Source organism: Mycolicibacterium sediminis (assembly GCF_010731735.1).
GTDB lineage: Bacteria > Actinomycetota > Actinomycetes > Mycobacteriales > Mycobacteriaceae > Mycobacterium > Mycobacterium sediminis.
The window spans coordinates 4,987,144-5,003,507 of record NZ_AP022588.1; the positions used below are offsets into that span (position 1 = coordinate 4,987,144).

A 16,364-nucleotide genomic window follows, 5' to 3' on the forward strand; every position below is an offset into this window, starting at 1 on the left:
GCCGCACAGACGGACCTCGGCGCGAGCGTGCACATACTCAGGTCTGAGACCGGTGTGTCGCCCGCAGACACGCACGCTCGCGGGGAGCACGCTCGCCGAGGAAGGGAACTCAGTCCGCGGACATGGCGTCGCGCAAGGACTTCGGGCGCAGGTCGGTCCAGTTCTCCTCGACGTAGGCGAGGCAGTCGGCCCGGGTGCCCTCCCCGAACACGGTCCGCCAGCCGGCGGGGACGTCGGCAAACGTCGGCCACAGGCTGTGCTGCTCCTCGTCGTTCACCAGCACCACGAAGGTGCCGTTCTCGTCATCGAACGGATTGGTGCTCATCGAGCCTCCTCGTCGAGAGATCCAACAGGTCCGCGCCGAGCACACGGTCCGACATCAGCCCCAGACAGCTGAGGTTCGGGAAGCCCGGTCCCTGGGTGAGTCCGGACAGCCCGGGCAGGAACAGTTTGGGGTGGACGTGCTCGAGCGCCAGGTCGTATCCGATGGACTCCTGCAGCGACTCGCCGGTCAACGCCCGGCCGAGGCCCAGTTCCAGGACGTCGAGCGCGTCCTGGGTGAACAGCGGCAGGAACCACAGCGGGTCCGCGCCGGATCCGTCGATCACCAGGTCGAAGCCGTGCACCGTCTCGACGGCCTCCCCCGAGGTGTTCGTGCTGAGCGTCAGTCGGATCCGGTCGTCGCGGGCAACCGCGTGCGCGACGCGACCGCGCAGATGCCGGATGCGGTCGTCGGCGAGCAGCGCCTCCTGGACCCTCGCCGAGAACACCCCGCGGTCCGTGCGGGCGAGCGCATCGCGCCGCTCGGCGAGGGTCAGCCCGACCCATCCGGTCGGGTCCGAGAAGAGCGTGTTCTCGAAGAAGCTCTCGCCGCGGGTGAACAGCGTGACCGACGGCGATATCACGGTGATCGTCGAGACCCGGTGTCGGAACAACTCGTTGAGCATCGACGCAGCGGTCTCGCCGCCGCCGATGACGGCGACCCGCTCGGCGGCGATGCGGTCGTGCTGTGCGGCGTGATGCCAGAACTGGGCGATCGACATGACCCGCGGGTTGCCGGGCAGCACGGATCTCTCCGGCTGGCCCGGGCCGGTCACCATGACGCCGTCGGCGTGGACGGTGGTCTCGGCCGTCCGCAGCGCCCACCGGTGGTCGTCGATGGAGATGCTCTCGACCTCGCCGTGGACGACGGACATGCCGACGTCCTGAGCGACCCAGCGCAGGTACTGACTCCACCGCCGGTGCGTCGGCGCCGGCCTGCCGCGGTCGATCCACTCGGCGAACTGACCCGTCGACACCAGGTAGGCCTGCCAGCTGTGCCGCGTCATCCGCTCGTCGAGTTCGGCATTGCGCCGCGGCACGAGTGACGACCGGTAGGGAAAGCCGACGTCCTTCTCGGGTCCGGTGCCGAGCCGGTGACTACCGTCGGTCCAGCCGCCCCCGGACTGCCAGTTGGCCGCCACGCCCGAGCGTTCGACCGCGACGACGTCGGGCGCGTCGACGCCCATGTCCCGCAGTTCGGCGGCCTTCGCCGCGACGGCGACCGCCTTTGCGCCGGCGCCGATCACGGCCAGGGTGGCACGGGTGGGGTTCACTCAGATCACCTCTCGCAGAGCGTCCAGCCACATCGCCTGCAGGGTGACGACGTCGTCGGAGGACAGGATGTCGGGCACGGTCCGCCACTGCGATCCGAGGACGGGCCTGCCGTCCCGTTCGAGGATCGCGGCCATCAGCACGAGTTCGTGACGCACCGCGAGGTCCGGCTCGGGCAGTCGGGACGCCTCCGTCAGCAGCGTGCGATCGGACCGCAGTGCGGTGGCCGCGCCGTCCTGGTGGAAGCGGCCCAGGTAGTTCACCAGCACCTGCGGATCACGATGCGTTGCAAGCCGTTCCGCAGTGTCGGAGCGTAGGTAGCGCAGCAGCCCGTAGTCGATCCCGTCACCGGGGACCGCCACGAGACGCTCGCGCACGGCCGCGGCGTCCTCGGCGTCGATGCGCAGCGGGTAGATGGCGCTGAGCAGTCCGACGGTGTCACCGGTGTCCACGTCGAGGGCGTCGGCGCCGAAACCCGATGCCACGACGGCGTCGGCGCGACCGAGTGTCTCGAGCGCGAGCAACGGCGTCAGCGCCTCCTGCCCGCGGTGGCGGCGCCACGCGGTGACCATCCGAGCGGTGGCCGCGATCAGTGCGTCCGTGACGGGCACGGGGCCCGCGAGGAGGCGATCGGTGAGTTCCGCATCCGCCAGCGCGAGGGTTACGACGACGTCGGCCGCGCGGTCGGTGTCGGGATCGACCCGCCGGGACCCGAGGTCGGGATCGGCACCGGCCAGTTGGTGCACCCAGAAGTCGGCGGTCTCGAGCTTGAGGGCGCGTTCGGCCAGCAGTTTGGACCATTCCCGAAGCGTGGTGTGCTCGCGAACCGGCGTGGGGGTTCGACCCTGGACGATTGCGTGCCAACCGGTTTCGAGTTCGCCGAGCACGATCCGCCAGGACGCGGGGTCCACGGCCAGCACGTGCGGCGTCAACAGCAGCACGCCCGGCCCGTCCGCGGGACGCAGCCACACGGCGTCCAGCATCACCCCGCGCCGCGGGTCGAGTCGCTCGACGGCGTCGCGGGTCTGCTCGGTGACCGCGGCGGCCATGCCCCCCTCGACTATCACCTCCCGCAGGACGTCCGTCGCTGCCCGAGGCATCAGCGTCATGGTGTCGGGATCGAGTCGGCTGCGCAGCACCGGGTGTCCGTCGACGACCGCACGCAGCATCGCGTCGAGGTGCTCGCGGGTGATGCCGTCGGGCAGCCGGATCGCCTCCGATTGCGCGAGCCGCCGCGCGTCGCCGTGGGCGAGCAGCCAGTGTGCGTTGGGCAGCAACGGGATCGGATCGTCCCCGTCGTCCGCGGCACGGACGGCGGCACCCTTGTCCGCGTCTATGGCGGCGGCGAGTTCGCGGACCGTCGAGCACTCCAGCAGGAGGCGGGCTCGCAGGCTCAGTCCACGGCGCCGCACCACCTGCACCACCGACAGCGCCACGATGCTGTCGAGGCCGAGATCGAGGAAGTCGGCCGTGACGTCGATCTCCGACGCGTCGAGCACCTCGGCGAGGACGTCGCGGAGCACCGCCTCGGTGTCGGTCGCCGGGCCCTCGACGTGATCCGATCCATTGCCCACGTTGACGGCGGCGAGGGCGGGCGCGTCGACCTTGCCGTTGACGGTGAGCGGGATCTCGGGCACGGCGACGATGTGGTGCGGCACCAGGTATCTCGGCAGTGCGGACGTCAGCATGCGCCGCAGCTCGCCGACGTCGGCGTCGGTCGCCACGTACGCGGTCAGCCGCGGACCGCTGCGATGGCGCCGCACGGCGACGTGCGCGCCGCGCACCCCCGGATGCCTGCGCAGCGCGGCGACGACCTCGCCGGGCTCGACGCGGAAGCCGCGGATCTTGACCTGGTCGTCGCTGCGGCCGAGAAATTCGATGGCGCCCAGGGGGTTGCGACGCACCACGTCCCCGGTGCGGTACATCCGCGCGCCGGCGGTGACGGGATCGGCGACGAAGCGGCCCGACGTCTCACCGGGACGGCCCAGGTAGCCGCGGGTGAGTTGCCCGCCGGTCAGGTACAGCTCGCCGGCAACGCCGTCAGGCACGGGCCGCAGCCAGGAGTCGAGTACGTGGGCGGTGGTCGAGTCGGTCGGGTGCCCGATGCACGGGGACTCGTGGTCGGCGATGGCGGCCACCACCGCTTCGACGGTGGTCTCGGTGGGGCCGTAGCAGTTGTGCGCGGACATGCCGGTCCGTGCGCACTCGGCCTGGATGCCGTGCCAGGCGGCGGTGTCGATGGCCTCCCCGCCCAGCGCGAGGACGGCCAACGGCACCGTCGACAGCAGCCCGGCCGAGCGCAACTGGGTGAACATCGATGGTGTGGTGTCGATCATGTCGATGCGGTGGCGGTCGATCTCCGCGACGAGCGACTCGGCGTCGCGCTGAACGGAATCGCCGACGATGTGCACGCAGTGGCCGTCGAGCAGCGCGACCAGCGGCTGCCACGCCGCGTCGAAGGTGAACGACCAGGCGTGTGCGATGCGCAGCGGCCGGCCGATGCGTTCCGCTCCGGGGCGCAGGACATGGCGCGCGTGGTCGGCGCCGTAGGCCAGTAGTGCCTCGTGGGTTCCGATGACGCCCTTCGGTTTTCCGGTGGTGCCGGAGGTGAAGACGACGTACGCGCCCTGCCCCGGTGCCACGTCCGCCGAGCGGAAGTCCGGCACCGCGTCGCCGGAGGCCGCCGCGGCATCGTCGATGACGATCGTCGCATCCGTCTGCGCGATGATCTCGTCGATCCGATCGGCGGGCACCGACGGGTCCAACGGCACGATGAGCCCGCCCGCCTTCAGCACCGCGAGCATCGCGACGACGTAGTCGGGGCCGCGGCGCAGCAGGATCGGGACCGGCGTCTCCGCCCGCACCCCTCGCCGCACCAGGTCGGCGGCAAGCCGGTCGGCGGCCCGATCCAGCGCCCGGTAGTCCAGGTCGCCGCCGTTCCAGCTGAGCGCGATCGAGTCCGGGTTCTGCGCAGCCACCGCCTCGAAGGCGGTGTGGAAGCCGCCCCGCCGCACCGTCTCCGGCCTTGCCGTGATTCGCCGTTCGTCGTCCAGGGTGACGGGGACCTCCCGCAGCGGCCGGTCCCACGACGTCAGGAGGCGCCGAACGACGACGAGGATGCGTCGCCCCAGGCTCTCGGCGGACATCGGGCCCAGCGCGCCGGGCAGCGTCTCGACCAGGACGGTCAACCGGCCATGGGTCGGGTGTGCGGCGATCGTGACCGGGAAGTGCGACAGGCTCTCCAGAGCCGACGGCGTCAACACCGCTGCGCCGAGGGCGAACTCGTCGCTCCCCACCAGGCCGCCGGGTGGGAAGTTCTCGTAGACCAGGAGCGTGTCGAACAGTTCTCCGACACCCCCCAGCGAGCGGATGTCCGCGTGGCTGAGGTAGCCGTGGTCGCGTAGGTCGGCGGACTCCCGTTGCAGCGCCAGGCATTGGTTTCGCACCGTGTCCGTGGGATCGAGTCGCACGCGCAGCGGGACCGTGTTGACGAAGAGGCCGACCATGGTCTCCACCCCGGACAGGTCGTCCGGCCGTCCGGAGACGGTGACGCCGTAGACCACGTCGGTGCGGTCGGTGAACGTCGACAGTATCGAGGCCCAGGCCATCTGGAACAGCGTGTTGACGGTGACGCCGCGGACCCTGCCGGCGTCCAGTAGATCAGCGGTGGCCTGCTCGTCGAGGCTGACCTCGGTGCGGTGCGGCAGGCCGGGTGCGGCCTCGCGTTCGGACAGCGCCGGAGCGAGCAGGGTGGGTCCGTCGAGGTGGGCGAGGTGACTGCGCCAGCGGGCCCGGCTGACCTCCGGATCGCGTCCGGCGAGCCACCCGATGTAGTCGCGGTAGGGCCGCGGTGCGGCCGGGAGTGCGCCGACGTCCCCGCGGGCGGCGTACAGCGCGATGAGTTCGCCGACGAAGACGGGGAGTGACCAGCCGTCGATGACGATGTGGTGCGCGACGACGACCAGTCGCCAGTGGTCTTCGGGCTTCTCGACGAGGAGGAACCGGATCACCGGTCCGCGGCCGAGGTCGAAGGGGCGCAGCCGTTCGTCCGCCTCGATCGCGACCGCCTCGGCCTCGCCGGCGCGCACGTGCCGCCACGGCACGTCGACCGCCGTGGGCACGACGGCAACGGGCCTGCTGAGGTTCCCCTGGAAGAAGCTCGATCGCAGGTTCGGGTGGCGCACCAGCATCTTCTCGGCGCACGACCGGAGCAACTCGACGTCGACGGCTCCGGTCACGTCGGCCGCCATCGCGATGACGTAGGGGTCGGCGCCGTCGTGGTCGGTCAGGCCCGCCAGCGAGTACAGCCCCTGCTGCAGGGGGCTCAGCGCGAGGACATCGTCGACGCCGGGGGGTGCGCTCACGGGCGCCAGCCCGCGGTCAGTGCCGCGAGTTCGTCCGGCGACAGTCCCGACGCCGCCATCGGCGCGTGGTGGGTGTCGACGGAATCATGCTCGCCGACAAGGCCCTTGGCGTCCACAGCCGCGGCGAGTGCGGCGAGTTCGGGGTGCTCGAAGACCATGCGCGCGGTGAGCGGGACACCGGCGTCGCGTGATCGCGCCGCCAGCTGGACGGCCAGGATGCTGTCCCCGCCGAGTGTGAAGAAGTCGTCCCGACGCCCGACGGTCGGCGCGCCGAGCACCTCGGTCAGCATGGCCGCGAGCGCGCGCTCGGTGTCGGTGCGCGCCGGCTCGGTCGACGTGACGACGGTGAACACCGGCCGCCGCAACGCGTCTCGGGTCACGTCGTCGACGACGGTGAGCGACGGCGGCCGCAGGTCGTCGGGCAGCGTGGCGAGCAGGGCGTCGACGAACGCGTCGCGGTCGGCCGCGGCGGGAATGGGCCGTGCTGATACGACGTAGGCGGCGAGCTGCGTGCCCACCCTGCCCGGCCACGCGCGCGTGGCTGCCGCGGCGACCCCGTCGATTGCCTCGAGCGCGGCCTGCACCCGATGGTCGCCGGTGTCGACGACGTCGAGCCGGCCGTCCTCGGTCCACCGCGCACGGTCCCCGGTGCGGTAGAGGTGTGCGCCGTCGGCGAAGGGGCTCGGCACGAACCGGGTCCGGCTGACGGCGTTCGCGGCGGCGGCGGACGCGTCGACTGCGCCCCCGCCGTAGAAGACGTCGCCGATGACCCCGGCACCGGTCGGGTCCAGCCACTCGTCGAGCACGTAGACGCGGTCGGCGCCCTCGGTCTGCGGCAGGCCGGCGGGCGGCACGGCCCGTCGGCTCCACTCGTCGACGACGAGCCTGCGCTCGGCCGGGTCGACGACCACGAGGTCGCGCAGCGTCTGGTGGGCGTCGTTCGCGAACGCGTCGACGATCCTCGTCAGAGACGCGACGAGCCGTTCCGCGGTGGACCGCTCGTAGAGTTCGGTCCGGTAGACGACGGTCCCCTGATACCCCGCGCCGTCGGTGGCGAAGAAGTTCAGCGACAGGTCGGCGTGCGCCACGTCGAACGTGGGTTCCAGTGCTGTGAAGCGGGTCTCGCCCTCCGGTCCGCTGTCGATCACGCGGTCGGCCGGGAGTTCCTCGCGCACGTGGACGACGACCCCGAAGAGCGGGTTGCGCGACAGCGACCGCACCGGGCTGACGGCGTCGACGACGCGGTCGAACGGCAGATCCTGGTGCTCGTAGGCGGCGAGCGCCATCTCGCGCGAGCGGCGCAGCACCTCGCGCAGCGACGGGTTGCCCGACAGGTCGTTGCGGAGCACCACGATGTTGATGAAGAAGCCGATCAGCTGGTCGAGTTGCGGCTCCGTCCGGCCCGCCACCGGTGTGCCCAAAGGGATGTCGACGCCCTCGCCCGCGGCGTACAGCGCCACCGCGACGGCGGCCTGCAGCAGCATGAATTCGGTGACGCCGAGTTCGCGGGTCAGCTCGGTCAGCTTCGTCCGGGTGTCCGCGTCGATCGTGAAGGCGAACGCGTCGCCGCCGCCGGCCGGGACGGGTGGCCGCGGGAAGTCCGGTCGCAGGCCGTTCTCCTCGGGGAGACCGGCCAGCCGTCGTGTCCAGTACTCGCGCTGGGCGACGACCGCGTCGCCGTCGTCGGCCAGCAGCCCCGCCTGCCAGGAGGCGAAGTCCGCGTACTGGATGGCCAACGGTGGCAACGCGGCCTGCTCCCCCGCACGGTGCGCTCGGTAGGCGGTGAGTACGTCCGTGAAGAGGACGCCGGCCGACCAGTGGTCGGCGGCGATGTGGTGCACGACGATCGACAGCACGTGATGGTCCGGCGTCGACAGCACGGCCGCGCGGATGGGCCAGTCGGTCTCGAGGTCGAAGCAGTACTTGCGTTCGGCGTCGAGTTCGCCGCGCAACCACTCGTCGTCGGCGCCGCGCGCTCGGCGCACCGTCAGCGGGGCCATCGGCTCGACCAGCTGGTAGGGCGCGCCGCCGATCTCGCGATAGGTGGTGCGCAGGATCTCGTGCCGACCGACGACGTCGTTGATCGCGGCGACGAGGCTGTCGGGGTCGCTGGGTCCGGTGATCCGCGCGGCGAACGGGATGTTGTTCACCGGGTTGGGGCCGTCGATGCGGAACTGGAACCACTGGCGCAGTTGGGCGGCCGACATCTCAAGCGGGCCGTCGTGCGGGATCGCCTCGATGGGCGGACGCCTCGTGTCGCCACCGGCTGCGGCGAGTTCGTCGACGCGCGCCGCGAGGGCCGCGACGGTGGCGAGTTCGAACACGTCCTGCACGCCGACGTCCACGCGGCACTCCGCGCGAACGGCGGAGACGAGCTTGGTGGCCAGCAGCGAGTGCCCGCCGAGTTCGAAGAAGGAGTCGTCGGCGCCCACGGAGTCGCGGTCGAGCAGGGTGCCGAACAACCTCGCCACCACCATCTCGGTGTCGGTCGCCGGTTCGCGGTAGGCCGTCGCCGCCTGGATGTCCGGCTCCGGCAGCGCCCGTCGATCGATCTTGCCGTTGGCGGTGATCGGGATCTCGTCGATCGCGACGTAGGCGGCGGGGACCATGTAGTCCGGCAGCGCCGCGGCGACGCGCGCCCGGATGCGGTCGACCTCGACGTCGCCGCCGCCGCCGGCCGGCGTGACGTACGCGACCAGGCTCCGCCCGAGGGTGGGCAGCTCGCTGACCACCACGACCGCCTGGCCCACGGACGGATCGACGGAGATGGCGGCGGCCACCTCGCCGAGTTCGATGCGGAAGCCGCGCACCTTTACCTGTTCGTCGGCGCGGCCGACGAACTCGACGTCACCGTCGGCGTTGCGGCGCGCGAGGTCACCGGACCGGTACATCCGGCCGGCCGGGTTGAACGGGTCGGCCACGAAGCGCTCGGCGGTCAGACCGAAGCGGTCGTGATAGCCGTGCGCGACGTGCGTTCCGCCGATGTAGATCTCCCCGATGACGTCGACCGGTACCGGTGCGAGCGCATCGTCGAGGAGGTAGATGCGGGTATTGATCTTCGGGGTGCCGATCGGCACGATGCGGGTGCCCTGCTTCCCCTCGACCTTGAACCGGGTGCAGTTCAGGACGGTCTCGGTGGGGCCGTAGAAGTTGTGCAGAAGTGAGTCGAAGGTGGCAAGGAACTTGTCCGCGATCTCACCCGGCAGTGCCTCACCGCCGATCGGGACCCGTCGCAGGGTGCGCCATTCGTTGACGCCCGGGAGCGACAGGAACAGTCCGAGCAGAGATGGCACGAAGTGCATCGAGGTGATGCCCTCGGTGCGGAGCAGCTCGGTCAGGTATCCGATGTCGTTGAGCCCACCCGGCTTCGGAATGACCAGGCGCGCACCGGCGGCGAGCATGCCGAAGATCTCGCCGATCGACACGTCGAAGCTCTGCGAGGCCACCTGCAGCAGGCGATCCTCCTGCGAGACTCCGTATTCGGGTCCGAACCACGCGAAGTACTCGGCGATCGGCCGGTGCGGCACGGGCACGCCCTTGGGCAGGCCGGTCGATCCCGACGTGTAGATCAGGTACGCGGTGTTGTCCGGCAGCAGCGGCCGGACCCGGTCGGCGTCGGTCGGATCGGTCGAGGGGTAATCGTCGAGCCCGGTGACCGGCTTGTCGACGACGAGCATCGGGTCGGAGTCGGCGAGGACGAAGGCCAGCCGGTCCTCGGGATACGTGGGGTCGACCGGCAGGTAGACGGCGCCGGCCTTGGCGATGCCCAGTGCGGTGACGACCAGGTCCGGTGACTTCTCCAGCAGGACGGCGACCCGGTCCTCGGTACCGATTCCCTGCCGGATCAGCCAGTGCGCCAGTCGATTCGCGGCCTCGTTGATCTCGCGGTAGGTGTGGTGGCGGCCCTCGTAGACGACGGCCACCGCGTCCGGGGTGCGGGCGGCCTGCTCGGTGACGAGGTCGCCCAGCGTGGTGCCCGGCACTTGGAAGTCCTCACCGGTCTCCACGCGGCGCATCCACGCGGCGTCATCGGCGGAGAGGACGCGCAGCCGCGACAGCGGGACGTCCGGGCGGGCGAGTGCGTCGTCCAGCAGCACCGCGAAGTGATCGAGCATCTGCGCGGCGAGCCGGGCGTCGATGATCTCGGTCAGGTGCTCGGCCTCGACGGTCGCACCGGTCTCGTCGAGTTCGATCATGAAACCCAGTGGCAGCTGGGTGGTGTGGCCACGCAGCTCCGCGCGGGCGCTGTGCACGCCTTCGGGGCTGAACCCGCCGCCGTCGGGTTCGCGGAACCCGAAGCTGACCCGGGTCATCCGTTCGGCGCCGTGGCGGCGGTCCGGGTTGAGTTCCCGGACGACGCGGTCGAGGTTCACCCGCTGGTGGGCGAACGCGCCGAGTGCCGTGTCCCGGGCTGCCGCGACGACGTCGCGGAAGGCCATGGCCGCCGTGGGTCGCAACCGCATCGCGACGGTGTTGCCGTAGTAGCCGATGGTGTCGTCGGTGTCCCTGTTGAGCACGGGCGAGGCGACCAGGAAGTCGTCGGTGTGGGTGTAGCGGTGGATGAGGACGCCGAATGCCGCGAGCAGCACCATGTACGGCGTGGCCCCCGTGTCCCGCGCGAAGGTCGACACCGCCTCGACGGTGGATGCCTGGAGTCGGACGGTGCTGCGTCGGCTCCGGAAGCTCGTCGGCACGGCGGAGCCGTTCGGGCCCGGAAGCTCCAGCGGCTCGGGCGGATTCGCCATCACCGTCCGCCAGTACTCGAGGTCCTCGGCGACGGTGTCGGCGGGCGCCGCCTGCGGTCGTGGCATCGGGGCGAGCGGCACCCCGTCGTAGGCGTGGGTGAGGTCACCGAAGAACACGCCCCACGACCCGTCGTCCCAGGCGATGTGGTGCGCGACCAGCAGCATCACGTGTTCCGCCGCCGCGGTGCGGATCAGGGTGATCCGCAGCGGCGAGTCCGTGGTCAGGTCGAAGGGCGTGCCGAACTCGCGTTGGGCGAGCACCTCGAGGCGGAGGTTGCGCGCCCGTTCCGACTTGTCGGACAGGTCGTGGACCGCCCAGGCCGGCAGCAGGTCGTCGTGCACGGTGGCACGGGGGTCGCCGTTCTCGTCGGCGGCGTAGGTGGTGCGCAGGATGGGGTGTCGCCGTGCGACGGCCGCGAGGGCCCGACGGACCCGGTCCGCGTCGAGTGCGCCGGTGAGCCGGTAGGACAGGCAGATGTTGAGCAGCACGCCGCCGGGATCGACGGCCTGTACGAACCACATGCGGCGCTGACCGTCGGTGAGCGCCGACGGGTCGACCTCGACGCCGGTGGTGGCCCGGGACGACGAGAGCCCGCGCTCGGCGAGCCTGCGCCGCATGAGTTCCAGCCGCGAGTCTGCGATGTCGGTCACGTCTCGCGTGCCCCTTCCTCGGGTGTGTCCAGCAGTCCGATGACCTCAGTGGCCGTGGCCCCGCCGAGGATGGTGGCCAGGGGCACCGTGCGCCCCGTGGCCTTCTTGAGCCGCTTGCGCAGATCGAGCGCGAGCAGCGAGTCGACCCCCAGGTCGAGCAGGGAGGCATCGAGGTCGAGCGGCCCGTCGTCGGGCAGGTCGAGGACCGATCCGAGCGCGAGGCGGAACGCACCGGTGGCGTCCAGCCGGGTCTCGGCGTCCTCGACGGGTGGGCGCGCGTTCTCGGTGACCGTCACCCGCTCACCGAGGAAGGCGCGCAGACGGATCGGGTCCGCGGAGAACACGAGGGGGTCGCCGACGTGGTCGCGCAGACTCTCCTCGACGGCACGGTCGGGGCGCATCGCCCGCAGTCCGGATCGCTCGACGTCCTCCATGGCCGAGGCGTCGATGATCCCCGCGCCCTCCCAGAGTCCCCAGCGGATCGCCGTCGCGTCCCGGCCGGCCGAGCGCAGCTGGGCCACCAGCACGTCGAGCAGCCTGTTGGCCGCCGAGTACACCGCGTGCCCGCGCCCGCCCCACGGCCCGGACACCGACGAGCACGCCAGGATGCGAGCGTCGGACCGGATGGGCCAGTTCGTGATCAGAGTCGCCAGTCCGAGGACCTTCGCGGCGAACGTGTCGTGTGCGGCCGCCGCGGTCAGTTCGCGGTGCGGTGCGACGACGGCCGTACCGGCGGCGTGGATCACCAGAGACGCCGCGCCCACACCGATCTCGATCGCCGCGGCGGCGACCCGGTCGCCGTCGGTGACGTCGCAACGCGGTGCCCGGAACTCGGTGCCGTACGCCTCGGTCAGGCCGGCCAGTACGGCGGCATCCGCGCCGCCGCGACTCAGCAGGGTGACGCGGCGGGCGCCACGCTGCGCCAGCCCACGCGCGTAGTGCATCCCGATCGCTCCCCCGCCACCGGTGATCACCACCTCGTCGAGGATCCCGGACGCCCGCGTCCACGGTGGAGCCTGCGTGGTGACGTCCCGCATGCCTCGACGGTGAATCCGACCGTCCCGCAGCGCGATCACGTCGTCGTCGCCGAGCATGGCCGCGACCGCCGCATCGGCGTCGACGTTCCGGCGGGGCAGGTCGAGGTGACCGAAGTGCTGCTCCGGGAACTCGAACCCGACGCTGCGGTGCATGGCCGCCAGCGCGGCGTGTGTGGGCGACGGCGTGGGGTCGGTGGCGGTGACCCGTTCGCCGCCGGTCGTCACCAGCCACACCGCGCGGGTCGACGCCCCGATGGCGTCCATGTGGGCGAACGGTCCGTGGCCGACGCGGCGCGCAAGATCGTCCACCGCGGCGGCGACGTCATCGTGACCCACCTCGGGAGCGACGACGACGAGCAGGTCGGCATGGGCAGGGTCGGCGGACTCGGTGCGGTCGAGGCGTGCGACGGCGTCGCGCAGTCGGGCCGCGAGTTCGCCGGCGCCGAGGATCGCGACCCGTCGCACGGTCGACGGTGCCGGCGCCTGCGTCGGTTCCCAGTGCTCGAGCGCGACGGTGAGCCCGGCCACCGGTGGGAGCGGTTCGGGTGCGGCCCAGAGGTGATCGCTGCGCATGGGCGCGAAGGGGAACTCGCGCAGCGCATCCCGTCGACCACCGAGGGCGTCGGCCCACCGGTGTCCGGGATCGGCCAGTGCGACCGCGACGAGGTTGGCCGACAGCCGTTCGACGACGGGTTCGTCGCGACGACCCGATCCGACCACGGTGACCGCGCCGTCGGGCACGTCGAGACCGTCGAGGACGTCGCCGATCGCGAACAGCAGTGCGGGATGGGCGGACATCTCGACGAAGATCCGAGCGCCCGCGGCGACGGCGGCCTCGACGGCGAGGTCGAATCGGACGGTGGATCGCAGGTTGGCGTACCAGTAGTCGGCGAACGAGGTGCCGGGGGCGACGACGCCTCCGGTCGCCGAACCGATGACGTGCACGGCGGTGTCGGTGAAGGCACCGCGAGGAAGGAGTGCCTCCAGGTCCGCCCGCATCGGGTCCAGCGCGGTCGTGTGCGCCGGGAACCACATCTCGATCTCCTTGGCGAAGGAGCCGCGGGCGCCGACCGTGCGCACCGCCGCCGCGACGGCATCACCGTCGCCGGAGATCGCGACGGAGGACCGGGAGTTCACCACCGACAGCTCGAGCCAGCCCGGCGTACCGGCGATCACGTCGCGGGCCTCATCGGCCGTGATCCCGAGGACGGCGACCCGGTAGGGGCCGGTGAGTCGGTCGAGGAGCGTGGCGCGCGCGATGACGACGTCCACCGCGACCGCCGGGGTGAGCGAGCCGGCCACGTAGGCCGCACCGATCTCCCCGAGGCTGTGACCCACCGTGATGTCGGGTACGACGCCCGCGGACCGCCACACCCGGGCGAGGGCGACGCCGTGCACGAACTGCGCGCCCTGGATCTGCACCTGGCTGAAGTCGTTGGTCACCGCACTCGGCTCGGCCAGCAGGTAGTCCAGCGGTGAAGCCGCCCCCGCGGCGGTGAACAGCGCGGCGCACGCGTCCGCCTCGGCACGGTATTCGGGCAGCCGCTCGTAGGCGTCGTGCCCCATGGCGGGCCACTGGCTGCCCTGGCCGGGAAAGACGAACGCGATGCGTGCCGGGTCGGCGTGGGCACCCGCCGCGGTGCTGCGCGTGACCAGCGGATGGTCCACGCCGTCGGCCAGTGCGGTGAGACCGGCGCGCATCTCGGCCCGGTCGGCGGCACGGACGACGGCCCGGTGGCGTCGGAGCCGCCGGGTGCGCAGGACCGTCCCGGCGACGTCCACGACGTCGGGCGCCGGGTCTCGTGCGTCGAGGTACGCGACGATGGCGGCGGCGTCCCGGCCGAGCAGATCCTCGGCGTGTGCGCTGAGCAGCACCGGGGTGCGGCCGTCGGGCAGTAGGGCGGCGAGCGTGGGGCCGGGCATCAGGCGGCCTGCCCGTCGGGCATCGACACGACGACGTGGGCGTTGGTGCCGCTCATGCCGAACGCGGAGACCGCGGCGGTCCGTCGGCCGTCGAGCGCGGGCCAGGGGGTCTGCTTGACGGCGAGGCGCAGGCCCTGTTCGTCCCAGTCGATCTCGCGGCTGGCCTCGTCCACGTGCAGCGTCGCCGGTACGACGCCGTGGCGTGCGGCGAGCAGTACCTTCGCCAGCCCCAGACCACCCGCGGCGGCCTGGGCGTGACCGACGTTCGACTTGACCGACCCGAGAAGTGCGCCCGCACCCGGTGCGGTGGCTCCGTACGTGCTTGCGAGGGAACGCAATTCGGTGCGATCGCCGAGACGGGTCCCCGTGCCGTGTCCCTCGATCATGCCGACGTCCTCGGGCCGCACGTCCGCAACCTGCATCGCGCGGGTGAACAGCCGGGCCTGGGCGGTGCCGCTCGGGGCGGTCAGCCCGATCGTTCGGCCGTCCTGGTTGACGCAGGTGGCGCGGACCTCGGCCAGGACGTGGCGCCCGTCGGCCAGCGCGCGGGATCTGCGCTGGAGCACGAACATCGCCGCGCCCTCGGCCCAGACCGTCCCGCTGGCCAACGCGCCGTAGGGCCGGCAGTGTCCGTCGTCGGACAGGGCGTGCTGCTTGGAGAACTCGACGAAGTAACCGGGCGTGCCCATCACGCACACACCGCCGGTGAGCGCCATGTCGCAGTCCCCCGAGCGGACGGCCTGCACGGCGAGGTGCAACGCCGTCAGCGCCGACGAGCACGACGTGTCCACGGTCATCGCCGGCCCGGCGAGGTCCAGGGTGTACGCGATGCGTCCGGAGATCACGCCGAGGGACGTACCGGTGATGAGGTGTCCGCTGTGCTTGGAGAACTCGGCCAGCTCGGGACCGTATTCCAGGTAGGACGCCCCGACGTAGCAGCCCACGTCGTGGCCGGCGACCTCGTCGGGGTTGATCCCGGCGTCCTCGAGCGCACGCCACGCGAGCCGAAGCGCCACCCGCTGCTGCGGGTCCATCGCCACGGCCTCGCGCGGCGAGATCCCGAAGAAGGCGGGGTCGAAACTGCCTGCGTCGGTGAGGAAGCCGCCGAGGTCGTGGATCGGCTTGAAGCCGTCGCGTCGGGAGCCGTCGAGCAGTTCGCGGATCGACCAGCCACGGTCGGTGGGAAGGTGTCCGAGACCCTCGCGCTGCTCGGTGAGCAGCGACCAGTAGTCGGCCGCGGTGGCGATACCGCCGGGAGCCTCGACGGCCATCCCGACGATCACCACCGGATCGGGATCAGAGGTCACTGATCAACTCCGCGACGTCCGCGACGTGGTCGTTCACGTAGAAGTGCCCGCCATCGAACATCGACAGCGTGAACGCACCGCGAGTGTGGGTCTCCCAGTGCCGCAGCATGTCCTCGCTGACCCGGTGGTCGGTCTCACCTCCGAGGGCGTGGACGTCGGCGGCGATCGCGACGTCGGGACCGCACCCGTAGCGGTTGAACGCGGCGTAGTCCGCCCGCACGGCCATCAGCAGCAGTTCGACGAAGTCGTCGTCGTCGAGCAGCCGTGGGTCGGTGCCGCCGAGGTCGACAATCTCGGCGAGGATCTCGTCCTGCGCCATCGGCAGATCGGGTCGAGCGGCGACGGTCGAGGGCGCCTCGCTGGCCGATACCCACAGCGCGTCGACGGCGACGCCACGCCGTTCCGCGAGCCGGGCGAATTCGAAGGCCACCACCGCACCCATGCAGTGCCCGAAGAGACGAAGCGGACTCAGTGCCGCCCAGTCGCCCGCATCGAAGAGGTCGCGCGCCAGGTCGGCGACGGTGGCGGGCGCGGCATGGCCGAGCCTGTCCCCGCGCTGGGGGTACTGCATCACGTAGGCGTCGGTGCCTGCCTCGGCCAGCGCGGTGCCGAGCGAGCGGTACGCCAGTGCAGCGCCGCCCGCATGCGGGAACACGACCGTGGAACCGGAATCGGACTGCCCCGCCGCCGGATACCGCTTGATCCAGCGCTGGAAGCCGAGCTGGTCGACGTCGCTCATCGTGG

At 71.7% G+C, this 16,364-nt stretch carries 7 protein-coding genes; all 7 read right to left on the minus strand.

Features of this window, described 5'->3' with window-relative positions; genetic code table 11:
- Positions 1 to 109: 109 nt before the first annotated feature.
- Genes G6N64_RS23860 through G6N64_RS23890 form a run of 7 tightly spaced genes read right to left on the minus strand, consistent with a single transcriptional unit; the run spans position 110 to position 16,359 of the window.
- Entirely contained in the window at positions 110 to 325 is a 216-nt protein-coding gene (locus G6N64_RS23860; RefSeq protein WP_163800310.1) for an MbtH family protein, read from the minus strand.
- The gene (gene mbtG / locus G6N64_RS23865; RefSeq protein ID WP_163800311.1) at positions 303 to 1,595 is read right to left on the minus strand and encodes an NADPH-dependent L-lysine N(6)-monooxygenase MbtG; all 1,293 of its coding nucleotides are present in this window, start codon (positions 1,593 to 1,595) and stop codon (positions 303 to 305) included. The genes G6N64_RS23860 and mbtG overlap by 23 nt, the downstream gene beginning before the upstream one ends.
- Positions 1,596 to 5,966 (minus strand): non-ribosomal peptide synthetase, encoded by a 4,371-nt coding sequence (locus tag G6N64_RS23870; RefSeq protein ID WP_163802077.1) that lies wholly within the window; start codon positions 5,964 to 5,966, stop codon positions 1,596 to 1,598. It lies immediately after the preceding gene.
- On the minus strand, positions 5,954 to 11,353 hold the full coding sequence (locus G6N64_RS23875; RefSeq protein WP_409370780.1) for a non-ribosomal peptide synthetase: 5,400 nt from the start codon (positions 11,351 to 11,353) through the stop codon (positions 5,954 to 5,956). The genes G6N64_RS23870 and G6N64_RS23875 overlap by 13 nt, the downstream gene beginning before the upstream one ends.
- The gene (mbtD, locus tag G6N64_RS23880) at positions 11,350 to 14,313 is read right to left on the minus strand and encodes a mycobactin polyketide synthase MbtD (protein WP_163800312.1); all 2,964 of its coding nucleotides are present in this window, start codon (positions 14,311 to 14,313) and stop codon (positions 11,350 to 11,352) included. The genes G6N64_RS23875 and mbtD overlap by 4 nt, the downstream gene beginning before the upstream one ends.
- Positions 14,313 to 15,620 carry a beta-ketoacyl [acyl carrier protein] synthase domain-containing protein gene (locus G6N64_RS23885; RefSeq protein ID WP_163800313.1) on the minus strand — a complete coding sequence of 436 codons (1,308 nt, stop codon included), beginning with the start codon at positions 15,618 to 15,620 and terminating at the stop codon, positions 14,313 to 14,315. Before G6N64_RS23885 ends, mbtD begins: the two co-directional genes overlap by 1 nt.
- Entirely contained in the window at positions 15,610 to 16,359 is a 750-nt protein-coding gene (locus G6N64_RS23890; protein WP_163800314.1) for a thioesterase II family protein, read from the minus strand. The genes G6N64_RS23885 and G6N64_RS23890 overlap by 11 nt, the downstream gene beginning before the upstream one ends.
- Positions 16,360 to 16,364: the final 5 nt, after the last annotated feature.